The sequence below is a fragment of the Pseudomonas sp. AG1028 genome (assembly GCF_007993955.1).
In the GTDB taxonomy this organism is placed as follows: domain Bacteria; phylum Pseudomonadota; class Gammaproteobacteria; order Pseudomonadales; family Pseudomonadaceae; genus Aquipseudomonas; species Aquipseudomonas straminea.
The window spans coordinates 76666-100635 of sequence record NZ_VIVP01000004.1 but is presented as its reverse complement, the minus strand read 5'-3'; the positions used below and the strand labels follow the sequence as shown (position 1 = coordinate 100635).

At 64.4% G+C, this 23970-nt stretch carries 19 protein-coding genes; 8 read left to right on the top strand and 11 right to left on the bottom strand.

The window, feature by feature from the left end:
• Positions 1 to 121 precede the first annotated feature (121 nt).
• The 3 genes from FB481_RS07690 to trxB all read right to left on the bottom strand — a co-directional run bounded on the left by FB481_RS07690 (position 122) and on the right by trxB (position 2589).
• Entirely contained in the window at positions 122 to 829 is a 708-nt protein-coding gene (locus FB481_RS07690) for an arginyltransferase (RefSeq protein WP_075930294.1), read from the bottom strand.
• A gap of 69 nt (positions 830 to 898) precedes the next feature.
• Positions 899 to 1591, bottom strand: coding sequence for a leucyl/phenylalanyl-tRNA--protein transferase (gene aat, locus FB481_RS07685; protein WP_147175783.1), 693 nt, complete (start codon positions 1589 to 1591; stop codon positions 899 to 901).
• Positions 1592 to 1638: 47 nt separating this feature from the next.
• Positions 1639 to 2589, bottom strand: coding sequence for a thioredoxin-disulfide reductase (gene trxB, locus FB481_RS07680; RefSeq protein WP_027910772.1), 951 nt, complete (start codon positions 2587 to 2589; stop codon positions 1639 to 1641).
• Positions 2590 to 2805: 216 nt separating this feature from the next.
• On the opposite strand from trxB, the gene ftsK reads away from it, so the two are divergent.
• The 6 genes from ftsK (at position 2806) to cysG (ending at position 10420) form a co-directional block, all read left to right on the top strand.
• Positions 2806 to 5214 carry a DNA translocase FtsK gene (gene ftsK, locus FB481_RS07675; protein WP_147175781.1) on the top strand — a complete coding sequence of 803 codons (2409 nt, stop codon included), beginning with the start codon at positions 2806 to 2808 and terminating at the stop codon, positions 5212 to 5214.
• 18 nt (positions 5215 to 5232) lie between these two features.
• Complete coding sequence (gene lolA / locus FB481_RS07670) at positions 5233 to 5859, top strand: outer membrane lipoprotein chaperone LolA (protein ID WP_147175779.1); 627 nt, start codon at positions 5233 to 5235, stop codon at positions 5857 to 5859.
• A 7-nt stretch (positions 5860 to 5866) separates the two neighbouring features.
• Entirely contained in the window at positions 5867 to 7192 is a 1326-nt protein-coding gene (locus tag FB481_RS07665; protein WP_147175777.1) for a replication-associated recombination protein A, read from the top strand.
• Positions 7189 to 7563, top strand: a complete 375-nt coding sequence (gene crcB / locus FB481_RS07660) for a fluoride efflux transporter CrcB (protein ID WP_147175775.1) — start codon at positions 7189 to 7191, stop codon at positions 7561 to 7563. The genes FB481_RS07665 and crcB overlap by 4 nt, the downstream gene beginning before the upstream one ends.
• A gap of 16 nt (positions 7564 to 7579) precedes the next feature.
• A complete protein-coding gene (gene serS / locus FB481_RS07655) occupies positions 7580 to 8857 on the top strand; it encodes a serine--tRNA ligase (protein WP_147175773.1) in 1278 nt (425 codons plus the stop codon).
• Positions 8858 to 9028: 171 nt separating this feature from the next.
• Complete coding sequence (gene cysG, locus FB481_RS07650) at positions 9029 to 10420, top strand: siroheme synthase CysG (protein ID WP_147175771.1); 1392 nt, start codon at positions 9029 to 9031, stop codon at positions 10418 to 10420.
• 59 nt (positions 10421 to 10479) lie between these two features.
• Here cysG and FB481_RS07645 read toward each other — a convergent pair whose 3' ends face one another.
• From FB481_RS07645 to FB481_RS07615, 7 genes are all read right to left on the bottom strand, one after another.
• Positions 10480 to 11481, bottom strand: coding sequence for a TRAP transporter substrate-binding protein (locus FB481_RS07645; protein WP_147175769.1), 1002 nt, complete (start codon positions 11479 to 11481; stop codon positions 10480 to 10482).
• Positions 11482 to 11649: 168 nt separating this feature from the next.
• On the bottom strand, positions 11650 to 12936 hold the full coding sequence (locus FB481_RS07640) for a glycosyltransferase family 4 protein (RefSeq protein ID WP_147175768.1): 1287 nt from the start codon (positions 12934 to 12936) through the stop codon (positions 11650 to 11652).
• Positions 12937 to 12941: 5 nt separating this feature from the next.
• On the bottom strand, positions 12942 to 13439 hold the full coding sequence (locus FB481_RS07635) for a disulfide bond formation protein B (RefSeq protein WP_178109850.1): 498 nt from the start codon (positions 13437 to 13439) through the stop codon (positions 12942 to 12944).
• Positions 13440 to 13750: 311 nt separating this feature from the next.
• The gene (locus FB481_RS07630) at positions 13751 to 15154 is read right to left on the bottom strand and encodes an efflux transporter outer membrane subunit (protein ID WP_372239554.1); all 1404 of its coding nucleotides are present in this window, start codon (positions 15152 to 15154) and stop codon (positions 13751 to 13753) included.
• Positions 15155 to 15159: 5 nt separating this feature from the next.
• A complete protein-coding gene (locus FB481_RS07625; protein WP_147175762.1) occupies positions 15160 to 18336 on the bottom strand; it encodes an efflux RND transporter permease subunit in 3177 nt (1058 codons plus the stop codon).
• 100 nt (positions 18337 to 18436) lie between these two features.
• A complete protein-coding gene (gene mexE / locus FB481_RS07620; RefSeq protein ID WP_147175760.1) occupies positions 18437 to 19657 on the bottom strand; it encodes a multidrug efflux RND transporter periplasmic adaptor subunit MexE in 1221 nt (406 codons plus the stop codon).
• Positions 19658 to 19836: 179 nt separating this feature from the next.
• Positions 19837 to 20754 carry a LysR family transcriptional regulator gene (locus FB481_RS07615; protein ID WP_093504721.1) on the bottom strand — a complete coding sequence of 306 codons (918 nt, stop codon included), beginning with the start codon at positions 20752 to 20754 and terminating at the stop codon, positions 19837 to 19839.
• 241 nt (positions 20755 to 20995) lie between these two features.
• On the opposite strand from FB481_RS07615, the gene FB481_RS07610 reads away from it, so the two are divergent.
• Entirely contained in the window at positions 20996 to 22012 is a 1017-nt protein-coding gene (locus FB481_RS07610; protein WP_093504719.1) for a zinc-dependent alcohol dehydrogenase family protein, read from the top strand.
• A gap of 114 nt (positions 22013 to 22126) precedes the next feature.
• Here FB481_RS07610 and FB481_RS07605 read toward each other — a convergent pair whose 3' ends face one another.
• On the bottom strand, positions 22127 to 23152 hold the full coding sequence (locus FB481_RS07605; protein ID WP_093504717.1) for a LacI family DNA-binding transcriptional regulator: 1026 nt from the start codon (positions 23150 to 23152) through the stop codon (positions 22127 to 22129).
• Between the two features lie 222 nt (positions 23153 to 23374).
• Between FB481_RS07605 and FB481_RS07600 the strand changes: the two genes are divergently transcribed.
• A complete protein-coding gene (locus FB481_RS07600) occupies positions 23375 to 23869 on the top strand; it encodes a gluconokinase (protein WP_178109854.1) in 495 nt (164 codons plus the stop codon).
• Positions 23870 to 23970 lie beyond the last annotated feature (101 nt).

Below are 23970 nucleotides of genomic sequence, written 5' to 3'. Positions count from 1 at the left end.
AGAGAATGGCCCGGCGCAACTGGCCCCAGGCAAAAGCGGCAAGCATTGTGCCTGAAAACAAGGGTTGACGCCAAGGGGCTGCCTCTGTTTCAGCAGCGAAAGGCCAGGAAAATCGTCGATTTCAGGTCAGAGCGACCCAGCGCTGATTGACGAAGAGCTCGATGGGGCGGTACTGGGTCTTGTAGTTCATCTTCCTGCAGTTCTTGATCCAGTAGCCAAGATATACGGCCTGCAGATTCAAGCGCAGCGCTTCGCCGATTTGCCAGAGAATGGCGTAGCGACCCAGGCTGCGGCGCTCTTCGTCCGGATCGTAGAAGGTGTAGACCGCCGACAGGCCATTGGGCAATACGTCGGTCACGGCGATGGCGAGCAGCCGGCCCTGTTCGCGAAATTCGAAGAAGCAGGAGAAAGAAAGGTCGCGCACCAGAAACGTGGAGAACTGCTCACGGCTGGGCGGGTACATGTCGCCGTCGGCATGACGCTGCTCGATGTAGCGCGCGTAGAGCTGATAATATTCTTCGTTGAAACAAGGCCTTACCGCACGAACCTCAAGCGACTCATTACGTTTGAGGATGCGCCGCTGCTGCCGATTGGGGGCAAAGCGGGCAGCCGGAATCCGCGCCGGCACGCAGGCCGTGCAGCGCTGACAATGCGGGCGATAGAGGTGATCGCCGCTACGCCGGAAGCCGAGCTCGGAGAGCTCGGCATACATGTCCGCGTCCATCGGCTGGCTGGGGTCGAGAAACAGCGTGGTGGCCTGTTCCTCGAGCAGGTAGCTGCAGGGATGGGGTTGCGTGGCGTAGAACTTCAGGCGAGCCAGCTCAGTCATGATCGACTCCCGGGAATGGCCTGGAATCAGTGTATGCCAGTGCCGGGCTGCGAGCCAGAACGGCGCTCGTCACCGGTCGCCAGCGCCGTGCCAGTCGGCCAGGCTGGGCTGATCCAGAAAACGCTCCAGATAACCGGCGAACGCCTGGCGGCTGATCGCGCGGGCGCCGAGGCTGTGCAGGTGCTGGGTCGGCATCTGGCAGTCGATCAGTTCGAACTGCCAGGCCAGGAGCTGCTCGACCAGGCTGGCGAAGCCGACCTTGGAGGCATTGTCGGCCCGGCTGAACATCGACTCGCCGAAGAACAGCCTGCCCATGGCTAGCCCGTAAAGCCCGCCGACCAATTGCTGGTCCTGCCAGACCTCGACGCTATGCGCGACGCCGCGCTCGTGCAGGTCGATATAGGCCTGTTGCATGGGCGTGGTGATCCAGGTGCCATCCGCGTAGTCGCGAGGCGCCGCGCAGGCGCGTATGACATCAGTGAACGCCTGGTCGAAGGTCACCTGAAAATAACCTTGGCGGATGACTTTGCGCAGGCTGCGCGACACATGCAATTCGCTGGGAAACAGCACGGTACGCGGGTCGGGCGACCACCACAGCAGCGGCTGCCCATCCTGGTACCAGGGAAAGCAGCCGTGCCGATAGGCGGCGATCAGCCGCTCGGCGCGCAGGTCGCCGCCAGCGGCCAGCAGGCCATTGGGTTCGCGCAGCGCCTTGTCGAGCGGCGGAAAGGTCAGGGAGTCGCGTTGCAACCAGGTAAGCATTGGCGAGACCGCAGCGGGGGAGGGCGGGAGTCACCCCGCCCGGAGCCTCAGTTGTCGTCGAGGAACTTCTCGACATCCAGGGCGGCCATGCAGCCCGCACCGGCCGAGGTGATGGCCTGGCGATAGACGTGATCGGCCACGTCACCGGCGGCGAACACGCCCTCGATGCTGGTGGCCGTGGCGTTGCCTTCGCTGCCGCCCTTGACCAGCAGGTAGCCGTCACGCATTTCCAGTTGGCCTTGGAACAGGTCGGTGTTCGGCTTGTGACCGATGGCGATGAACACGCCGGCCAATGGCAGGTCGCTGGTGGTGCCGTCCTGGGTGCTGCGCAGGCGCGCGCCGGTCACGCCAGTGGCGTCGCCCAGCACTTCTTCCAGGGTGTGGTTCCAGTGCAGCTTGATATTGCCGTTGGCCGCCTTGTCGAAGATCTTGTCCTGCAGGATCTTCTCCGAGCGCAGCTTGTCGCGGCGATGCACCAGGTGCACTTCCTTGGCGATGTTGGACAGGTACAGCGCTTCTTCCACGGCGGTGTTGCCGCCGCCGATGACCGCGACCACCTGGTTGCGGTAGAAGAAACCGTCGCAGGTCGCGCAGGCGGACACGCCCTTGCCGGCGAACGCTTCTTCGGAGGGCAGGCCCAGGTACTGCGCCGAAGCGCCGGTGGCGATGATCAGCGCATCGCAAGTGTAGGTGCCGCTGTCACCCTTGAGGGTGAACGGACGGCTCTGCAACTCGGCGGTGTGGATGTGGTCGTAGATGATCTCGGTTTCGAAGCGCTCCGCGTGTTTCTGCATGCGCTCCATCAGCCCCGGTCCCGTCAGCCCTTCCACGTCACCCGGCCAGTTGTCGACCTCGGTGGTGGTGGTCAGCTGACCGCCAGGCTGAATACCGGTGATGATGACAGGCTTCAGATTGGCACGAGCGGCGTATACGGCGGCGCTGTAACCGGCCGGCCCGGAGCCCAGGATAATCAGGCGGGAATGCTTGACTTCGCTCATAAAAACACCTCATAAGCCTTTGTCACAAAAGAGAATGCATGCTCAAATTGAGCCGCACGGACGAATAGTGGCCGCTATGCTACACCGAAGCACGGGACGAGCGGGAGCCAGCCGGGCGATCGGTTCCCCAATGCACCGGCGGCATGCCGTACAATGGCGGCGTTTCGTCCTCCACCGATCATTCGGCGCGCTAAGCAGCGCAGGAACAGATGCGTTTTGAAGAACTCTAGCTCTACAGCACCGGCGCCGGCCTGGCGTCAGCAATTGCCATATCGCCTCAAAGAGGGCGCCCTGATCGCTCTCGGTGCGCTGTGTCTCTACGTGTGGATGGCGCTGCTCACCTATGACCCGGCCGATCCGGGCTGGACGCACACCAGCAACGTCGAGCAGGTGCACAACGCCGCGGGGCGTGCCGGCGCCTGGTTCGCTGACGTGCTGTTCATGGCCCTGGGCTATTTCGCTTACTTGTTTCCGCTGCTGCTGGGCATCAAGGCCCTGCAGGTGTTTCGCGCACGCCACGAACCGTGGCACTGGAGCGGCTGGCTGTTCTCCTGGCGGCTGATCGGCCTGGTGTTCCTGGTGCTGTCCGGCGCGGCGCTGGCCTACATTCACTTCCAGAGCGGCGCCAACATGCCGGCCTCGGCCGGCGGCGCGCTGGGCGAAAGCCTCGGGCAACTGACCGTCGCCGCGCTCAACGTGCAGGGCAGCACGCTGCTGTTCATCGCCCTGTTCCTGTTCGGCCTGACCGTGTTCACCGACCTGTCCTGGTTCAAGGTCATGGACCTGACCGGCAAGATCACCCTCGACCTGCTTGAACTGGTGCAGAGCGTGGTCAACCGCTGGTGGAGCTCGCGCCAGGATCGCAAGCAACTCGTCGCCCAGCTGCGCGAAGTGGACGAGCGCGTGCATGACGTCGCCGCCCCGGTGGTCAAGGATCGCCGCGAGCAGGCCAAGGTCAAGGAACGCCTGATCGAGCGCGAAGAGTCGCTCAACAAGCACATGACCGAGCGCGAAAGCCGCCCGGCGCCAGTCATTTCCGCACCGATAGCGCCCAAGGCGCCGGAACCGAGCAAGCGCGTACAGAAGGAAAAGCAGGTGCCGTTGTTCGTCGACAGCGCCGTGGAAGGCACCTTGCCGCCCATTTCCCTGCTCGACCCGGCCGAGGCCAAGAAGGTCGAGTACTCGCCCGAATCCCTGGCTGGCGTCGGCCACCTGCTGGAAATCAAACTCAAGGAGTTCGGCGTCGAGGTCACGGTGGATTCGATCCACCCGGGCCCGGTGATCACCCGCTACGAAATCCAGCCGGCTGCCGGCGTCAAGGTCAGCCGCATCGCAAACCTGGCCAAGGACCTGGCGCGCTCGCTGGCGGTGACCAGCGTGCGCGTCGTGGAAGTGATTCCCGGCAAGACCACCGTGGGTATCGAGATTCCCAACGAGAACCGCCAGATCGTGCGCTTCTCCGAAGTGCTGTCCACCCCAGAATACGACGACGCCAAGTCGCCGGTGGCTCTGGCCCTGGGCCACGACATCGGCGGCAAGCCGGTGATCACCGACCTGGCGAAGATGCCGCACCTGCTGGTAGCAGGTACCACCGGCTCCGGTAAGTCGGTGGGCGTCAACGCGATGATCCTGTCGATCCTGTTCAAGTCGAGCCCGGAAGACGCGCGGCTGATCATGATCGACCCGAAGATGCTCGAGCTGTCGATCTACGAAGGCATTCCGCACCTGCTGTGCCCGGTGGTCACCGACATGAAGGAGGCGGCTAACGCACTGCGCTGGAGCGTTGCCGAGATGGAGCGCCGCTACAAGTTGATGTCGAAGATGGGCGTGCGCAACCTGGCCGGCTTCAACCGCAAGGTCAAGGACGCCATCGAGGCCGGCGAGCCGCTGGCCGACCCGCTGTATCGCCGCGAGAGCATGGAAGACGAAGCACCGCTGCTCAAGCCGCTGCCGACCATCGTCGTGGTAGTCGACGAGTTCGCCGACATGATGATGATCGTCGGCAAGAAGGTCGAAGAGCTGATCGCCCGTATCGCCCAGAAGGCACGTGCCGCCGGCATCCACCTGATTCTCGCCACCCAGCGCCCCTCGGTGGACGTGATCACCGGCCTGATCAAGGCCAACATCCCGACCCGTATGGCGTTCCAGGTATCGAGCAAGATCGACTCGCGTACCATCATCGACCAGGGCGGCGCCGAACAGCTGCTCGGCCACGGCGACATGCTCTACATGCCACCGGGCACCAGCCTGCCGATCCGCGTGCACGGCGCCTTCGTGTCCGATGACGAAGTGCACCGCGTGGTGGAGGCCTGGAAACTGCGCGGCGCACCGGATTACAACGAAGACATCCTCGCCGGCGCAGAAGAAGGCGGCGGCGGTGGCTTCGACGGCGGCAGCGGCGGTGAGGGCGGTGAAGACAGCGAGAGTGATCCTTTGTACGACGAAGCGGTCAACTTCGTACTGGAAAGCCGTCGCGCCTCGATCTCTTCGGTGCAGCGCAAGCTGAAGATCGGCTACAACCGCGCTGCTCGCATGATCGAAGCCATGGAAATGGCCGGCGTCGTCACCCCGATGAATACCAACGGCTCGCGCGAGGTCATCGCACCTGGTTCGAGCCGCGACTAACTCCGACAGAGGATTCACATGCGCCTGATTCGCCTGATGCTGCTGGCCGTGCTGACCACGGCCAGCCTGTTCGCCCACGCTGACGACGAGGCAGCGGTCAAACGCCTGACCGAGCTGCTCAACCAGGCGCAGACCATCACCGCACGCTTTTCCCAGCTGTCGCTCGATGGCAGCGGCACCCAGCTGCAAGAAACCGCCGGCGAGCTGGCCCTCAAGCGTCCGGGCCTGTTCCGCTGGCACACCGACCAGCCCATGGAGCAGTTGCTGGTTTCTGACGGCAAGCAGGTCTGGCTGTACGACCCGGATCTGGAGCAGGTCACCATTCAGTCCCTCGACCAGCGTCTGACTCACACGCCGGCGCTGCTGCTGTCCGGCGACGTGTCGCAGATCCGCGAGAACTTCGAGATCACCTTCAAGGAAGGCGGCAACGTGGTGGACTTCATCCTCAAGCCCAAGGCCAAGGACACCCTGTTCGACAGCCTGCGCCTGTCCTTCCGCAACGGCGTGCTCAACGACATGCAGCTGATCGACAGCATCGGCCAGCGCACCAACATCCTGTTCATGAGCGTGAAGATGAACCAGCCTCTGGATGACAAGCAGTTCCGCTTCGACATCCCTGAGGGTGCGGACGTCATCCAAGAGTAGGTAAGTCGTGGACCTGTTTCGCAGCGCACCCGTCGCTCAGCCCCTGGCCGCCCGTTTGCGGGCGACCACGCTGGACGAATACGTCGGCCAGGAGCACTTGCTGGCCCGCGGTAAACCGCTGCGCGAAGCCTTGGAGCAGGGCGCCCTGCATTCGATGATCTTCTGGGGCCCGCCCGGGGTGGGCAAGACCACCCTGGCGCGCCTGCTGGCCCAGGTCACCGACGCGCATTTCGAGACCATTTCCGCGGTGCTGTCCGGGGTAAAGGAAATCCGCCAGGCCGTCGAGGTCGCCCAGCAGCACGCTGCTCAGTACGGGCGCCGCACTATCCTGTTCGTCGACGAAGTGCATCGCTTCAACAAGTCCCAGCAGGACGCCTTTCTGCCCTATGTCGAGGACGGCACGCTGATCTTCATCGGCGCGACCACCGAAAATCCGTCCTTCGAACTCAACAACGCCTTGCTGTCCCGCGCCCGCGTCTATGTGCTCAAGAGCCTCGACGACGCTGCGCTGCGCAAGCTGGTAAACCGTGCTCTGAACGAGCCCAAAGGGCTTGGCGAGCGCCGCCTGACACTGCCGGAAGAAAGCTTCGAGATTCTCAAGAGCGCCGCGGACGGTGACGGCCGGCGGTTTCTCAATTTTCTCGAGAACGCGGCGGACCTGGCCGATGACGGCGGCGACATCAGCACCGAGCTGCTGCTCGACCTGCTCGGTGACACGCGGCGGCGTTTCGACAAGGGCGGCGAGGCGTTCTACGACCAGATCTCCGCGCTGCACAAATCGATTCGCGGCTCCAGCCCGGACGGTGCGCTGTACTGGTTCGCACGCATGCTCGACGGCGGCTGCGATCCGCTGTACATCGCTCGCCGTGTGGTGCGCATGGCCAGCGAGGATATCGGCAACGCCGACCCGCGCGCCCTGACCCTGTGCCTGAACGCCTGGGACGTGCAGGAACGCCTGGGCAGCCCCGAGGGCGAGCTGGCGGTGGCACAGGCCATCGTCTACCTGGCCTGTGCGCCGAAGAGCAACGCCGTCTACATGGCCTTCAAGGCCGCCAAGCGCGATATCGCCGAAAATGGCTCCCGGGAAGTGCCGCTACACCTGCGCAACGCACCGACCAAGCTGATGAAGGAGCTCGGCTACGGCGACGAGTACCGCTACGCCCATGACGAGCCCGATGCCTATGCGGCCGGCGAAGACTACTTTCCGGAAGACCTCGAACCGCGGCGCTATTACGAACCGGTGCCGCGCGGTCTGGAACTGAAAATTCGCGACAAGCTGGCCCATCTGGCCAACCAGGATGCCAACAGCCCCCGGCAGCGGAGAAAGCCATGATCACGACCATCGTCGCGGTTGCCGTCGGCGGCGCCCTGGGCACCCTGGCGCGGTTTCTCACCGGCAACTGGGTCAACGCCAACTGGCCACAGCATTTTTATGGCGCCACCTTGATCGTCAACCTCGTCGGCTGCCTGCTGATCGGGGTACTCTACGGCCTGTTCCTGATGCGCCCCGAGGTGCCGCTGCCCGTTCGGGCAGGACTGATCGTCGGCGTGCTGGGCGGTTTCACCACATTTTCTTCGTTTTCCCTGGACACCCTGCGCCTGCTGGAAGGCAGCCAGGCGCCACTGGCCCTGGCCTATGTGGCAGTGAGTGTCCTGGGCGGCCTGCTCGCCACCTGGGCAGGCCTTTCGCTAACCAAACTCTGATCGACGAGAACCTGAAATGCTCGATTCCAAACTGGTGCGCAGCCAACTGCACGAAATTGCCCAGCGTCTGGCCACCCGTGGCTATGAACTGGACGTGACCCGCGTCGAAGCCCTCGAGGCGCAGCGCAAGTCCGTTCAGACCCGCACCGAGCAACTGCAGGCCGAGCGCAACAGTCGATCCAAGTCCATCGGCCAGGCCAAGCAGCGCGGCGAAGACATCGCGCCGCTGCTGGCCGATGTCGACCGCATGGGCAACGAGCTGGAAGAGGGCAAGCGCGAACTGGACGCCATTCAGGCCGAGCTGGATAACCTGCTGCTGAGCATCCCCAACCTGCCGCATGAGTCGGTGCCGGTGGGCGCCGATGAAGACGACAACGTCGAGGTGCGTCGCTGGGGTACGCCGCGGGCCTTCGATTTCGAGATCAAGGACCATGTCGCCCTCGGCGAGCAGCACGGCTGGCTGGATTTCGAAACCGCTGCCAAGCTGTCCGGCGCGCGCTTCGCTTTGCTGCGTGGTCCGATCGCCCGTCTGCACCGCGCCCTGGCGCAGTTCATGATCAACCTGCACACCGCCGAACACGGTTACGAAGAGGCCTACACGCCGTATCTCGTACAGGCGCCGGCGCTGCAGGGTACCGGCCAGCTGCCGAAGTTCGAGGAAGACCTGTTCAAGATCAGCCGTGAAGGCGAAGCAGACTTCTACCTCATCCCGACCGCCGAAGTGTCGCTGACCAACATCGTGGCCGGCGAGATCGTCGACGCCAAGCAGCTGCCGATCAAGTTCGTCGCCCATACGCCGTGCTTCCGCAGCGAGGCCGGTGCGTCGGGTCGCGACACCCGCGGGATGATTCGCCAACACCAGTTCGACAAGGTCGAGATGGTTCACGTGGTCGAGCCTGGCAAGTCTTTCGATGCGCTGGAAGAGCTGACCGGCCACGCCGAGAAAGTGCTGCAGCTGCTCGAGCTGCCATACCGCGTCCTCGCGCTGTGCACCGGCGACATGGGTTTCAGCGCCACCAAGACCTACGACCTGGAAGTCTGGGTGCCGAGCCAGGACAAGTACCGCGAGATCTCCTCGTGCTCCAACTGTGGCGACTTCCAGGCACGCCGCATGCAGGCGCGTTACCGCAACCCGGAAACCGGCAAGCCCGAGCTGCTGCACACCCTCAACGGCTCCGGCCTGGCGGTGGGCCGCACCCTGGTGGCCGTGCTGGAGAACTACCAGCAGGCCGACGGCACCATCCGCGTGCCGGACGTGCTGAAGCCGTACATGGGTGGCATCGAGGTCATCTGAAGCGGGTCTGCGAGAAGGCTTGGGCGCTCCTGGGCGCCCGGGCATTGCAGCGGTGGGCTAATAGAGTGTCTCTACGCGCCCCCGGCCCACCTTACGAATCAGGCCCCGAGCTTCGTCTCGGGGTCGCCATTTTCAATGTCGCTGCCGTGAGCGACTGAAGCGGGACTCGCTATGGACTTCCTTCCCCTGTTCCACAAATTGCAGAACCGTCGCGTGCTGGTGGTCGGCGGCGGCGAAATCGCCCTGCGCAAGGCGCGGCTGCTGGCCGATGCCGGTGGTACGCTGCGGGTAGTTTCGCCCGACGTGGTCAGCGAGCTGCGCGAGCTGGTCGCGCAAGGAGCAGGGGAGCTGCTGCTGCGTGGCTATGAGGCCGGCGACCTGCAAGGCGTCTCGCTGGTCATCGCGGCGACTGACGACGTCCCGCTCAATGCGCAGATTTCCGAGCAGGCCCAGGCCCTCGGTATTCCGGTCAATGTGGTCGATGCACCGGCGCTGTGCAGCGTGATCTTCCCGGCCATCGTCGACCGTTCGCCGCTGATCGTCGCGGTCAGCAGCGGTGGCGATGCCCCGGTGCTGGCTCGCCTGATTCGCGCCAAGATCGAGACCTGGATCCCTGCCACCTACGGCCAGTTGGCCGGGTTGGCGAAAATCTTCCGTGCCCAGGTCAAGAGCCTGTTCCCGGACGTGCAGCAGCGCCGCGTGTTCTGGGAAGACGTATTCCAGGGCCCGGTCGCCGAGAGCGCATTCGCCGGCAAGCTCGGCGAAGCCAGACGCCTGCTCGAAGACAAGATAAACGGCGCGGCGCCCCAGGTGCTGGGCGAGGTGTACCTGGTCGGCGCCGGCCCCGGCGATCCCGATCTCTTGACCTTTCGCGCCCTGCGCCTGATGCAGCAGGCTGACGTAGTGCTCTACGACCGCTTGGTCGCCCCGGCCATCGTCGAGCTGTGCCGCCGTGACGCCGAACGCATCTACGTGGGCAAGCGCCGCGCCGATCACGCCGTGCCTCAGGAACAGATCAACCAGCGCTTGATCGACCTGGCCAAGGCCGGCAAGCGCGTGCTGCGCCTCAAGGGCGGCGATCCGTTCATCTTCGGCCGTGGTGGCGAGGAAATCGAACAGCTGGCCGCCCACGGCATTCCCTTCCAGGTCGTGCCGGGCATTACCGCGGCCAGCGGCTGTTCAGCCTACGCCGGCATTCCGCTGACGCATCGTGATCATGCCCAGTCGGTACGTTTCGTCACCGGCCACCTGAAGGACGGCAGCGCCGATCTGCCTTGGCAGGAGCTGGTGGCCTCCAGCCAGACCCTGGTGTTCTACATGGGCCTGGTCGGCCTGCCGACCATCTGCCAGCAACTGGTCGCCCACGGCCGCGCTGCCAGCACGCCAGCGGCGTTGATCCAGCAGGGCACCACGGAAAATCAGCGGGTATTCACCGGCACCCTGGCCAACCTGCCGGATCTGGTGGCGCGGCATGAAGTGCATGCGCCAACCCTGGTGATCGTCGGGGAAGTGGTGCTGCTACGCGAGAAGCTGGCCTGGTTCGAAGGGGCGCAGCACGCCTGAGCCTGGGAGCAAAAACGAAGAGGCCCGCATAACGCGGGCCTCTTTCGTTTGTGGAACGATCAATCGTGGCGCTTGCGGTTCACAACCTGAGCGGCCTTGATCACGTCGCTGCCGATCTCGGCTTCGAACTGCTGCCACACCGGCTGCATCGCGTCGCGCCAGGCCTGGCGCTGTTCAGGGGTGAGGCTGATGATCTGGCTCTTGCCGGAGGCTTCGATGCGGCGGCGATCGGCCTGGTTGGCTTCTTCGGCCTGGCGGTTCACCGCATAGGTGACCTCGTCGATGATCGCTTCCAGCTCGGTGCGGATCTGGTGAGGAATGGCGTACCAGAAGCGCGCGTTGCTGATCAGCATGTAGTCGAGCACGCCGTGGTTGGTTTCGGTGATGAACGGCTGCACCTCGTGCAGGCGCTGGCTGTAGATGTTCGACCAGGGGTTTTCCGCGCCCTGTACCTGGCCGCTCTGCAAGCCTTTGTAGACCTCGGCGAAGGGCATCTTCACCGCGGTAGCGCCCAGTTGGGCGAACTGGGCATCGAGCACCTTGGAATTCTGGATACGGAATTTCAGGCCAGCGGCGTCACCGGGCAGGCGCAGGGCCTTGGTCGCCGACATCTGCTTCATGCCGTTGTGCCAATAGGCCAGGCCGACGATGTTCTTGTCTTCCATCGAGCGCAGTAGCTGGCGGCCCTTGGCGCGCTTCTGGAAGCGGTTGACGGCCTCCAGGTCATCAAACATGAACGGCAGGTCAAACACCTGCAGCTGCTTGGTGTACTGGTCGAACTTGGCCAGCGACGGAGCCAGCATCTGCACCTCGTTGTTGCGAAGCGCTTCCAGTTCGTTGGCATCGCCATACAGTGAGGAGTTGGGGTAGACCTCGACGCGTACCTTGCCTTCCAGGCGTTCGTCGACCAGGCGCTGGAACATCAGGGCGCCCTGGCCCTTGGGCGTGTCATCCGCCACCACATGGGAAAGCTTGATCACCAGCGTGCTTTCCTGGGCAACGGCGGCGTAAGAGGTGAGCGTCAGGGCGCAGGCGGCCGCGACAGCGAGCTTTTTCAGCATGGGGGTGACCTTATTCTTGTCGACTGTTGTCAGGTCGGGCGCTGGTTGGCGGCAACGCCCGCAGGATCCGTAAAGGATTGTAGGCGAAGTCTACTGCAGTCATGGCGTCAGATATGTGACGGCCTTCCTAGCTGGGGCAGGACAACCGGCAAAATGCCACCCTAGTGGTCAACTTCCGCGGGCGTTCTTGGCGGCGATCCACTGGGACATGTACTGAGTGCTCTTGTGCTGGTGGTGACGCAGCATGGCGCCCACGAAGTTCAGCTGGCGGTGCTGCTCGCGGTTGTTCATGAGCTGTTCGAGCCTGGCCAGCAGTTCGGCGGCGAGCCGCGGGCGATCGAAACGCTGAGCCAGCAGAGGGGCGGCGTGAGCGCGGGCTTGCGACCAGGCAGCTGGATCCTCATGGAGCTGCACGGCTGCATCGGCAAACCGCGTAGCATCGTCCGCGACAGCGCCCGGCCAGGGCAGCTCGCCGTGCATGCCTTCGCTGCCGATGGCGGTGGTTATGCTCGGTGTACCGCAGGCCATGGCATCAGCCAGCTTGCCCTTGATGCCCGCACCGAAACGTAGAGGCGCCAGGCAGACGCGAGCCTGGGCCATGACCCGGTGGGCGTCGTCGACCCAGCCCAGCACGTGAAAGCCCTGCCTGGGGTTGTGCAGCGCCGTGGCCTTGGGCGGCGGATAAGCGCCGTACACGTGCAGTTGCGCCTGGGGCAGGCGCGCGCGAATCAGCGGCCACAGGGAGTGCTTGAGCCACAGCACGGAATCCCAGTTGGGCGCGTGGCGGAAGTTGCCGATGCTCAGGAAATGCGCGCGCTCGGCAAAAGGCAGATCGGCCAGCGCGGGCGGGATCAGCATCAGTGCGCAGTCGTGTAGCAGGCTCGCCGGCACGCCAAACTGTTCCTGCAGCAGCTGCATCTCGAATTCGGAAATCATCAGCGTCAGGTCACAGCGGTAGATCGACGCAACCTCGCGCTGGGCCATATCGGTGCCGGCCATAGCGGCATACAATTGCTGCGCTGAGGCCTGCACCGGACCGACCTGTTGGCGCTGCGCTTCGCTGTCGCAAGCCTGCTGACTGGCCTTGAGCAAGGCGTGACGGGCATCGCGAAGGCAATGCAGGTCGCTGGTATCGAGCACGCGCAGGGCGTCTGGCCAGGCGCGCTCTACCCGCCAGCCGAACTGTTCTTCGGTGAAGAAACGGTCGAACAGCACCAGATCCGGCTGCAGGCTCGCCACGTAGCGATCGAAGCTGTCGCAGTTCAGGGCGACGGTGACTTCCTCGATTTCCAGCTCGGCGAGATCAGCGCGGTGTGTGGACAGCGCCGCGGCACTGGCGAAGATGACCTGCCAGCCCTGGCTGCGAAACACCCCGAGCAATTCCAGCATGCGGCTGCCGGCCGCGGACGAGCGCGGCTCCGGCCACACATAGCCGATCACCAAAACCTTGCGCATGGGCTTCAGCGTTTACCGCGAATGCTGCGCCACAGGGTGGTCAGCACCAACGCAAACAGCGCGGCGATGCTGGCGAGCGTCCATACGGTGAAAGGCAGGCCGAGAATCTTGTAATCGTTCATGCCGCACACGCCGCCGCTCATGAACACGCCCGGCCAGTACTCGTGCAACGGCAGCACTTGGTAATAGAACGGGAAGGGCGAGCAGCTGAAGCTTTCCATGATGCCCACTTCGATCAGGGTGACATGGGCGTTGTCGATCAGCGCCATGCCGCTGGCGGCCAGCAGCAGCGGCCACAGCAGCACCGCCAGCCAGGTCTGGCGCGCCGCCGAGGCGGCGCTCAGCAGCAAGGCGATTGCGGCGGTCAGGCACAGCCACAGGCGGATCTGCACGCACAGGGTGCAGGGTTCCCAGCCGAATACATGCTGGGCAATCAGGGCACCGGCGAGCATCAGGACGCTGGCCAGGGCGATCAGCAGCAACAGCGGGGCGGGGCGGGACATGAAATTCTCCAGGAGGGAAGGCCTACGGCGACAAGGTGCCGTTTGTACCGGAAGGCAGCGTGCCGGGCAATCGAGGATTCCGATGCAAACCATCATTTTTGCAGGCATGTATAGGGGGGCAGTTGAAGACCATGCCTGACCACTATCTGTGAGCGTGCGGGGACGCCCAGTCCATGCGCGGGAAATCACGGGCATGGCCCGTTCCCACAACAACAGTGCGCGCGCTTTCACGCATCCAAAAAAATCCCCACGCAGAGGGGCGTCCGCGTGGGGCAGGGGGCCGGCGATGCGGCCGGGAGGGAATGGGGTACTCAGGTGGCCGGCTGCCAGCCGCCGCCCAGGGCCTTGTAGATGGCAACGATACCCTGGTAAAGCTCGACCTCGGCCTGGGCCTGGATGTCTTCAGCCGCCAGGCGTTCACGTTCGGCGTCGAGCAGCACCAGGAAATCCGCCGTACCTTCGCGGTACTGCAACGCGGCTTGGGCGGCAGCGGCGCGGCTGGCCTCGGACTGGCGCACCAACGACAGCAAGCGCTGCTGGCGTTTGCCGTAGTCGCTGAAGGCGTTCTCCGATTCTTCCAGGGCCAGCAGCACCTGCTGCTCGTAGCTTGCCAGGGCGCCGTCCGCATCCGCTTCGGCGCCGCGCAGGCGGGCCCTGACGCTGCCCAGGTCGAACGCGGCCCAGCTGATGGTCGGTGCCACGCCCCAGGCGCGCGCTGCCGAGGAGCCGAGTTGCGAGCCGCGCCCGGCGGTAAAGCCGAGGAAGCCGGACAGGCTGACCCGCGGGAACAGGTCCGCCGTGGCCACGCCGACCTGAGCAGTGGCTGCCGCCAGCTCGCGTTCGGCGGCGCGTATGTCCGGCCGGCGGCGCAGCAGCTCGCCCGGATCACCGATTGGCAGCGCCTTGGCGATGGCCGGCAACGGACGCGGCGCCAGGTCCACGCTGAGTTGCTCCGGACGTTGGCCGAGCAGGGTGGCGATACGGTTGCGCGCCCGTACCTGCTGCGCCTGCAGTTGCGGAATCGTCGCTTCGGTAGCGGCCAGGCGGGCGTCGGAGCGCAGTACGTCCAGCTCGCTGCCCATGCCGACTTCACGGCGACGCTCGATGATGTCCCGCGACGACTGCTGGTTCTGCAGATCGGAGCGGGCGATGCTTTCGCGCAACTGGGCGCCACGCAAGGTGCCGTAGGCGTCGACCAGCTCGGCGATCAGGCTGACCTGCAGTTGCTGGTAGTCGGCCTGGGCCACCTCGATCTGCGCCTCGCTGGCTTCCAGCTGCCGCTGGATGCGCCCGAACAGGTCGAGTTCCCAGGCCATGTCCAGGCCCAGGTCATAACGCTCGGCATTGACCCGCTGCTCGGTCATGCCGGGCTGCTGGGCCTTGCCGATCTCGCTGCTGGCCCGGCTGGTCACGTTGGGCAGGCGGTCGTTGGCGACGTCGTCGCGAATCGACCGGGCGGCGCGCAGGCGGGCGTAGGCCACGCGCAACTCGCGGTTGTCCTGCAGCGACTGCTCGACCAGTTGGTTGAGGGTCGGGTCATCGAACTGCTGCCACCACTGCGCCTCGAAGCGGGCGGTGTCGTAACTGCCCTGAGCCGCTTGCGCCGACACCACGGTGGCGTCCTGCGGCGCCTGGTAGTCCGGGCCGACCGCACAGGCGCTGATGGCTAGCGCCAGGGCGGAGATCAGCAGCGTGCGTGGCACGAGGTGAGTCATCGAATTCATGCTTGGGCCTCCTGCAGACGGGCCTGTTGTTTACGCGCCTGGCGCTTTTCCACGAAGCCGCGAATCAGCACGTAGAACACCGGGGTGAGCAGCAAGCCGAAGAAGGTCACGCCAAGCATGCCGCTGAACACCGCAACACCCATGGCGTGGCGCATTTCCGCACCAGCGCCGCTGGAGATGACCAGGGGCACCACACCCATGATGAAGGCGAAGCTGGTCATCAGGATCGGCCGCAAGCGCAGGCGGCAGGCTTCCAGCACCGCGGCGACGCGGTCCAGGCCGTGTTCCTGCTGTTCCTTGGCGAACTCGACGATCAGGATCGCGTTCTTGCACGCCAGGCCGACCAGTACGATCAGGCCGATCTGGGTGAAGATGTTGTTGTCACCGCCGGACAGGATCACCCCGGTGATGGCCGACAGCAGCACCGTCGGTACGATCAGGATCACCGCCAGCGGCAGGCTCCAGCTTTCGTACTGGGCGGCCAGCACCAGGAAGGCCAGCAGTACGCAAAGCGGGAACACGAACAGCGCGGTATTGCCGGCGAGGATCTGCTGGTAGGTCAGCTCGGTCCACTCGTAGCTCATGCCGTTGGGCAGCTCTTCCTTGAGCAGCTTGGCCATCGCCGCTTCGGCCTGGCCGGAACTGTAGCCGGGGGCGGCCGCACCGTTGATCTCCGCGGTGATGAAACCGTTGTAGTGCATCACCCGGTCGGGGCCGGAGGTGTCGCTGACCTTGACGAAGGTCGACAGCGGGATCATCTCGCCACGGTTGTTGCGCACCTTCAGCTGGCCGATCTGCTCGGCATCCAGGCGGAAGCGCTGGTCGGCCTGCACGTTGACCTGATAGGTCCGGCCAAAGCGGTTGAAGTCGTTGGCGTACAGCGAGCCGAGATAGACCTGCATTGTGTCGAAGATGTCATCGATGGCCACGCCGTGGGTCTTGGCTTTCTCGCGGTCGAGGTTGGCCTCCACCTGGGGCACGTTGACCTGGTAGCTGGTGAACAGCCCGGCCAGCTCCGGCACGTTCTGGCTCTTGGCGATGATGTTCTGGGTCTGCTTGTACAGTTCTTCGTACCCCAAGCTGCCACGGTCCTGCAGCTGCACGCGGAAGCCGCCAATGGTGCCCAGGCCCATCACCGGCGGTGGCGGGAAGATGGCGATGTAGGCTTCCTGAATGCTGGAGAACTGGCCGTTGAGGTCGGCGGCAATCGCGTTGGCGCTCAGCGAGGCGTCCTTGCGCTGGTCGAAGTCCTTGAGGGTAACGAACACGATGCCGCTGTTCGGGCTGTTGGTGAAGCCGTTGATCGACAAACCCGGGAACGACACGGTGTTTTCTACGCCGGGGTGCTTGGCGGCGATGTCCGACATGCGCTTGATCACCGCTTCGCTGCGATCCAGGCTGGCGGCGTCCGGCAGCTGGGCGAAGGCCACCAGGTACTGCTTGTCCTGGGGCGGTACGAAGCCGGTCGGGGTGCTGGAAAAGCCCATATAGGTCAGCCCCATCAGCCCCGCGTAAAGAATCAGCGCGATGCCGCTGCCGCGCACCACCCGGCGCACGGTGCCAACGTAGCCATGGCTGGCTCGCTCGAACACGCGGTTGAAGGGGTTGAACAGCCAGCGCCCGAACAGCCTGTCGAGCACCACCGAGAAGCGGTCCTTGGGCTCGTAATGACCTTTGAGCAATACGGCGGCCAAGGCTGGCGACAGGGTCAGCGAGTTGAAGGCGGAGATCACCGTGGAGATGGCGATGGTCAGCGCGAACTGCTGATAGAACTGCCCGGTGAGGCCGGAGATGAACGCGGTCGGCACGAACACGGCGCAGAGCACCAGGGCGGTGGCGACGATCGGCCCGGTGACCTCCTTCATGGCCTGGCGGGTCGCCTCCAGCGGCGTCTTGCCGAGGCCGATGTTCCGTTCGACGTTCTCCACCACGACGATGGCGTCATCCACCACGATACCGATGGCCAGTACCAGCCCGAACAGCGACAGGGCGTTGAGCGAGAAGCCGAACATGTGCATGACCGCGAAGGTGCCGATCAGCGACACCGGTACGGCGGCCAGGGGAATGATCGAGGCGCGCCAGGTCTGCAGGAACAGGATCACCACCAGCACTACCAGCACGATGGCTTCGAGCAGGGTGTGCACCACCGCTTCGATGGAGCCGCGCACGAAGATGGTCGGGTCGTAGACGATTTCGTAATCCACGCCTTCCGGGAAGCTCTGCTTGAGCTCGGCCATGCGCTCGCGCACCGCATCGGAAATGGCGATGGCGTTGGAGCCCGGGCGCTGGAAGATCGGCATGGCCACGGCGGGCTTGTTGTTGAGCAGCGAACGCAGGGCGTATTGCTTGGAGCCCAGTTCGATGCGGGCGATGTCCTTGAGGCGGGTGATCTCGCCGTTCTCGCCGGCGCGCACCACGATGTTCTCGAACTCTTCCTCGCTGACCAGACGGCCCTGGGTATTGATCGACAGCTGGAAGCTGTTGTCGCTGGCCGCCGGTGGCGCGCCCAGGGAACCGGCCGCCACCTGGCGGTTCTGCTCGCGGATGGCGTTGACCACATCGGTGGCGGTCAACCCGCGGGAGGCGACCTTGTCCGGGTCCAGCCACACGCGCATCGAGTAGTCACCGAGGCCGAACAACTGCACGTCGCCTACGCCATCAAGGCGAGCCAGCTCGTCCTTGATGTTCAGCGAGGCGTAGTTGGACAGGTAGAGCATGTCGTAAGCGTCGTTGGGCGAGGTCAGGTGCACGACCATGGTCATGTCCGACGAGGCCTTGTCGACCGTCACGCCGAGGCGCTGCACTTCGGTGGGCAGCGTCGGCATGGTGCGGGTCACGCGGTTCTGCACCTGCACCTGGGCGGTATCCAGATTGGTGCCCAGGGCGAAGGTGATGGTCAGCGTCATGCGGCCGTCATTGGTCGCCTGGGACGACATGTAGAGCATCCCCTCGACGCCGACGATGGCCTGTTCGAGCGGCGAAGCCACGGTTTCGCCGATCACCTTGGGGTTGGCGCCGGGGAAGTCGGCACGCACCACCACGGTGGGCGGCACCACTTCCGGGTATTCGCTGATCGGCAGCTGGAACAGCGAGATGGCACCGCCGATCAGGATGATCAGCGAGAGCACGGCGGCAAAGATCGGCCGCTGGATGAAGAACTGCGAGAAGTTCATCGTTAATGTCCTTTTGATGCGGGCACAGCCCAGCCTGCCCACGCCATGGGCGGCGCGAGCAGGTTCTCGGGTAGGAAGTGGGAGAGGGCGAGGCCCGGTGTTACTTGAGGCTGACCTTCAGGGGTTCGTCATTGCGCGCCGAGGCTACGGCCTTGCGCTGCTTTTCCAGTGTCGCCAGGGTTTTCTCGTCGGCCATCGGTACGCTCTGCGGGTCCACGGTGCTGCCCGGTATCGCGCGCTGCAGGCCATTGACCACCACGCGGTCGCCCTTGGCCAGACCACTGCGGACGATGCGCAGCCCTTCGAGCTTGGGCCCCAGCTCCACCGAGCGATAGGCCACGGTGTTGTTGTCAGCGAGCACCAGCACGAACTTCTTGCCCAGGTCGGTGCCGATGGCGACGTCCTGCACCAGCATGGCGTCGTAGGTGTCGCTGCCGACCAGCTTCAGGCGGGCATACAGGCCTGGGGTGAACTGACCGTCACGGTTGTCGAACACCGCGCGGCCGCGAATGGTGCCGGTACGCGGGTTGACCTGGTTGTCGAGAAAGTCCAGCTGGCCCAGGTGCGGGTTGCCGGTTTCGTTGGACAGGCCCAGGTACACCGGGCTCTTACCGCGGCTGTCGTGGCCGGCCTTGCGAGCCAGCTCGGTGTACTTGAGGAAGGCGCGCTCGTCGGCGTCGAAGTAGGCGTACACCTTGTCGGTGGACACCAGCGAGGTGAGCAGCGATTCGCTGGCGGTCACCAGGTTGCCGGCGGTCACTTCGGCACGGCTGACGCGGCCATCGATGGGCGCGATGACGCGGGTGAAGCTGAGGTTCAGGCGGGCGTTGTCGAGTTCGGCCTGGATGCCGGCCACGGCGGCCTGGGCTTCCTGTGCCGCGCTTTTGCGGGCATCGGCCAGCTCGGTGGAAATCGCATTGCCTTCACGCAGGCGTTCACCACGCTGCGCTTCGCTGCTGGCCCGTACCTGATTGGAGCGGGCTTGTTGCAGCTGGGCCTCGAGGCGTTTGACTTCGGCCTGGAACGGGCGCGGGTCGATCTGGAACAGCAGGTCGCCTTTCTTCACCAGCGCGCCTTCGGTAAAGCTGACCTTGTCGATGAAGCCGGACACCCTTGGGCGGACCTGCACCGACTCCGGGGCTTCAAGGCGACCGGTGAATTCGTCCCACTCGTTGAGCGGCTGCTCGATGACCTCGGCCACACTGACCTTCGGGGCCGGCATCTGCTGTGCAGTTTCCTGGGATTTGCCACAGGCGGCGAGCACCAGGGCGGCGGTAAGGGCGAGGGGAAATTGCCAGAGTCTTGTAGTGGGCTGTTCCATGATTGAGATCCGCCAGGAGGAGAGAAGTGATGGAGGCGGAGTCTGGTCGCTGCAACATTTCTGAACGAATCGAACGACACGAAGATAAATATCATCACCAATGATGATATTACCCAATGGAATATAAATAGAAAGCTAGCTATCTATTTGGTCTAGTCCAAATGGCGGAGCGACTTCGCTTATTCCAGGCTGTCAGGATCACCAAAGAACATCTGAATGCGCGAGCGCAGCCAGCGCTCGGCCGGATCGTTGTCCTGGGCGCCGCGCCAGGCCATGGACATTTCGAAACTGTCGCTCTCGAAAGGCAGGTCCTCGGCGCGCAGGCCACCGGCGGCGGTGAGCGCGGATGCGGTGTAGTCGGGCACCACGGCGATCAGATCGGTACCGGCGAGCAGGGTGCCAAGGCCGTTGAACTGCGGCACGGCGAGCACCACCTTGCGGGTTCGGTCGAAGCGCGCCAACTGATCATCGATGAAACCGTTGAGGTCGCCGGCGAACGACACCATGGCGTGGGGGCGGGCGCAATATTCATCGAGGCTGAGCTTGCCGGGGATGGCATCAGCGCGCAGCAGCTTGGGCTTGCTGCGCCGCAGGGTCTTGCGCTTGGCGTTGGCCGGCAGCTCTTCGGTGTAACTGACGCCTACCGATATCTCGCCGGAAGCCAGCAGGTTGGGCATCAGCAGGTAGTTGGCGCGGCGCACCACCAGCACCACGTTGGGCGCCTCGGAGCGCAGGCGCCGCAGCAGGGCTGGGAGCAGGGCGAATTCGACATCGTCCGACAGGCCGACGCGAAACACCGCATTGCTGGTGGCCGGGTCGAATTCGGAGGCACGGCTGACCGCCGTGGAGATCGAGTCCAGCGCCGGCGAGAGCAGGGCGAAGATTTCCTGGGCCCTGGCGGTGGGCTCCATGCTGCGGCCAGTGCGCACGAATAGCGGGTCGTCGAACAGGTTGCGCAGGCGCGACAACGCCGCGCTGATCGCGGGCTGGCCAAGAAACAGTTTCTCGGCCGCACGGGTCACGCTGCGCTCATGCATCAGCGTTTCGAACACGATCAGCAGGTTGAGATCGAGACGTCGCAGGTCGTTGCGGTTCATCCGGGTTCCAAATGTGCGGGCTTGCCAGAGCGGGACGCTAGTGAGAGCCTTGTGCGCCAATAGTACGAGCACTTGAGCGTATTGGGAAAGACACCGGCATATCGGCATAACCACACGTTCTGGCGGCCTATATCACTGCGAGGCATGACGACTATTACTCGTGCCGGGTGGTGTGACATAAGGTCTGCAGATAAAGTCGAGTCCATTGAATGACCCAGTCCGCGATCAGTTGAGGTTGACGATGTCCCGCATGATCCGTTTCCACAAGTTCGGCGACGCCAGCGTATTGCAGTGCGAAGAAATGCCGACACCCACTCCGAACGCCGGGGAGGTGCTGGTACGTGTCCAGGCGCTTGGCGTCAGCTGGGGCGATGTGTTGTGGCGCCAGAACCTGGCGTCCGAAGAAGCCAAATTACCCTCCGGTGTCGGCTCCGAGCTGGCCGGTATCGTAGAAGCCGTGGGCGAGGGCGTTGACGACCTCCCTGTCGGCACGCCGGTCGCCGCATTCCCGGCCAACACGCCCAACCGTTACCCGACCTGGGGTGACGTGGTGGTGGTGCCGCGCTATGCGCTGACCCGCTACCCGGACGTGCTCAGCCCGACCGAAGCCAGCATCCATTACACCGGCCTGCTGTTCGCCTATTTCGCGATGGTCGACCTGGCCAAGCTCAAGGCCGGCCAGCACGTGCTTATCACCGAGGCCTGCCATTGCCTGGCGCCGCAGTCGGTGCAACTGGCCAAGGCGCTGGGCGCCAACGTCATCGTCTCGACCAGCGTGCCGGGCAGCCGTGAATTCCTGCGCGAGCTGGGCGCCGACAAGATCATCTTCACCGAAGAGCAGGATCTGGTGCTCGAGGTCGAGCGCTACACCGAAGGCAAGGGTGCCGAGGTGATTCTCGACCATTGCGCCGGCCAGCAGCTCAAGTTGCTCGGTGACGTGGCCGCCACCCGCGGCAAGCTGATTCTCTACGGCCTCAACGGTGGCAACGACACCGCGTTCCCGGCCTGCGCCGCGTTCAAGAAGCACCTGCAGTTCTTCCGCCACTGCGTGCTGGACTTCACCGGGCACTCGGAGCTGGGCATCGAGCAGGATCACGCCGCGGTGCAGCGCGCGCTGGATCACATCAACATGCTCACCGCCGATGGCCTGCTCAAGCCGCGTATCGACCGGACCTTCACCTTCGAGGAATTCGCCGACGCGCACCGCCATATGGAAGCCTGTCCCGATCGTGGTCGCGTCGCCCTGACGCTGGAATGATCCGCCCCTGAACGAAAGAAGCCCGGCACTGACCGGGCTTTTTTCTGGGGTAACACGTCCTTGTGTCGGGTACCGATCATGGCGGCCATCCGTTGCGATTTGATGACCGCGCGCCTAGCTGCTCTCACGCACCCGCAGTTCGAAACCCAGGTCGATGTTGGGCGTGGCAGGACGGCCGTCGAGCATTTTCAGCAGCAGGTTGGCGGCTTCGCGACCGACCTCGGTGCGCGGCGTATGGATCGACGACAGCCGCGGCACGGTGTGCGCCGAAGCCGGCAGGTCGTTGAAACCGACCATCGCCACGCGCCCCGGCACCGCCATCTCGCAGCGCTGTGCTTCGAACAACGCGCCCTGGGCCAGGTCGTCGTTGCAGAAGAAGATGCCGTCGACATCCGGATGGCGCTGCATCAAATCGCGAAACAGCTGGCAGCCCAGGCCGATGGACGAGGGCAGGGGATGCAACAGCTCCAGGGCAGGGTCGTAGACGCCGGCGGCCTGCAAGGCGCGGCGAAACCCTTCGCCGCGTTGCATCACCCGCGGGTCCAGCTGGGCCGCCACATAGGCGAGCCGCTTGCGACCTTGCTGCAACAGATGCCTGGCCGCGGCTTCACCGGCCGCCTGCTGGGAAAACCCGACGCTGGCGATACCCGGCGCATCGCTCAATTCCATCATGTGCACGCAGGGAATACGGCTGGCGCTGAGCAGGTGTCGGGTGCCTTCGGTGCGATCGAAGCCGGTCAGCAGCATGCCCATCGGCCGATACGGAAGGTAGTTGCGCACCAGTCGTTCTTCCTCGTCCCGGCAATAGTGGTAATCACCGATCAGCACCTCGATGCCACGTGGCCGCATCACTTCGTGAATGGCGTCCAGCGGTTCGATGAACAGCTGGTTGGAGAGGGAGGGAATCAGCACCACCACCGAGGTGCTGCGCGCCGATGCCAGGGTTCGCGCCGCGGGGTTGGCCACGTAACCCAGTTCATCGGCGGCCTTGCGCACTCGCTCGGCGAGATCAGCGCCCACCGTGGCCACGCCGCGCAGCGCCCGCGAGGCCGTGATGGTCGATACGCCGGCACGTTCGGCGACCTGTGCCAGGGTCGGCATACCTAGGGTGCGGGAGTTGCTGTGCGTCGGGGATTTCATCGCCAGGGGTTGTCATCGGCCAGAATTGCTGGTTAAGGTAGCGCTGTCTCAGGAGCTTGGCAATCGAGCGCGATGCGCTTGCCACCTCTGAGCAGCAGGAACCGGCGAATAACAGTTACAACATCTGAAGCCGCTGTCTCGCGTATTGTTTCACTCGCCAAAGATAGCGCTGTCTTCTGCTGGAGTTGCACGATGAGCAAATCGATAACCGCAGTAGTCGTCATGGGCGTATCCGGATGCGGCAAAAGCTGCGTCGGCGAATCGATCGCCAACCATGTCGGCGGTTACCTGATCGAAGGTGACCAATTTCACCCGCCTGCCAACATCGAAAAGATGAGCGCCGGCATTCCCCTCGACGACGACGACCGTGCCGACTGGCTGAGCCGCCTCGGCCAGGAGTTGATCAGCGCGCTCGAGACCCACCCGCATCCCGTCTTGACCTGCTCGTCGCTCAAGCGCAAGTACCGCGACCGGCTGCGCGAAGCCGTGCCTGGCCTGGGCTTCGTGTTCCTCGAACTGTCCCGTGAGGAAGCCGCGCAGCGTGTCGGCAATCGCCCGGGGCACTTCATGCCCGCCAGCCTGATCGACAGCCAGTTCGCCACCCTGGAGCCGCCTCACGGTGAGCCTTCGACCCTGGTGCTGGATGCCACACAACCCATCGATACCCTTGGCCGCAAGGCCGCTGACTGGTGGCGGACTTCCAACGACGACCGCTGACCGTAACGACCCCATGCATCTCCCATAACAAAGACAAGTGGAGGCGACATGAATACCAACCATCAGGCTGCACCGTACTTCCTATCCCATGCTGCAGGCAT

Coding starts and splice junctions, on each gene's coding strand:
- FB481_RS07600 (WP_178109854.1), top strand. CDS start 23,375: ATGGGCGTATCCGGATGCGGCAAAAGCTGCGTCGGCGAATCGATCGCC.
- serS (WP_147175773.1), top strand. CDS start 7,580: ATGCTCGATTCCAAACTGGTGCGCAGCCAACTGCACGAAATTGCCCAG.
- FB481_RS07630 (WP_372239554.1), bottom strand. CDS start 15,154: ATGACTCACCTCGTGCCACGCACGCTGCTGATCTCCGCCCTGGCGCTA.
- crcB (WP_147175775.1), top strand. CDS start 7,189: ATGATCACGACCATCGTCGCGGTTGCCGTCGGCGGCGCCCTGGGCACC.
- trxB (WP_027910772.1), bottom strand. CDS start 2,589: ATGAGCGAAGTCAAGCATTCCCGCCTGATTATCCTGGGCTCCGGGCCG.
- cysG (WP_147175771.1), top strand. CDS start 9,029: ATGGACTTCCTTCCCCTGTTCCACAAATTGCAGAACCGTCGCGTGCTG.
- FB481_RS07605 (WP_093504717.1), bottom strand. CDS start 23,152: ATGAAATCCCCGACGCACAGCAACTCCCGCACCCTAGGTATGCCGACC.
- mexE (WP_147175760.1), bottom strand. CDS start 19,657: ATGGAACAGCCCACTACAAGACTCTGGCAATTTCCCCTCGCCCTTACC.
- aat (WP_147175783.1), bottom strand. CDS start 1,591: ATGCTTACCTGGTTGCAACGCGACTCCCTGACCTTTCCGCCGCTCGAC.
- FB481_RS07640 (WP_147175768.1), bottom strand. CDS start 12,936: ATGCGCAAGGTTTTGGTGATCGGCTATGTGTGGCCGGAGCCGCGCTCG.
- FB481_RS07690 (WP_075930294.1), bottom strand. CDS start 829: ATGACTGAGCTGGCTCGCCTGAAGTTCTACGCCACGCAACCCCATCCC.
- lolA (WP_147175779.1), top strand. CDS start 5,233: ATGCGCCTGATTCGCCTGATGCTGCTGGCCGTGCTGACCACGGCCAGC.
- FB481_RS07610 (WP_093504719.1), top strand. CDS start 20,996: ATGTCCCGCATGATCCGTTTCCACAAGTTCGGCGACGCCAGCGTATTG.
- FB481_RS07635 (WP_178109850.1), bottom strand. CDS start 13,439: ATGTCCCGCCCCGCCCCGCTGTTGCTGCTGATCGCCCTGGCCAGCGTC.
- FB481_RS07625 (WP_147175762.1), bottom strand. CDS start 18,336: ATGAACTTCTCGCAGTTCTTCATCCAGCGGCCGATCTTTGCCGCCGTG.
- FB481_RS07645 (WP_147175769.1), bottom strand. CDS start 11,481: ATGCTGAAAAAGCTCGCTGTCGCGGCCGCCTGCGCCCTGACGCTCACC.
- FB481_RS07615 (WP_093504721.1), bottom strand. CDS start 20,754: ATGAACCGCAACGACCTGCGACGTCTCGATCTCAACCTGCTGATCGTG.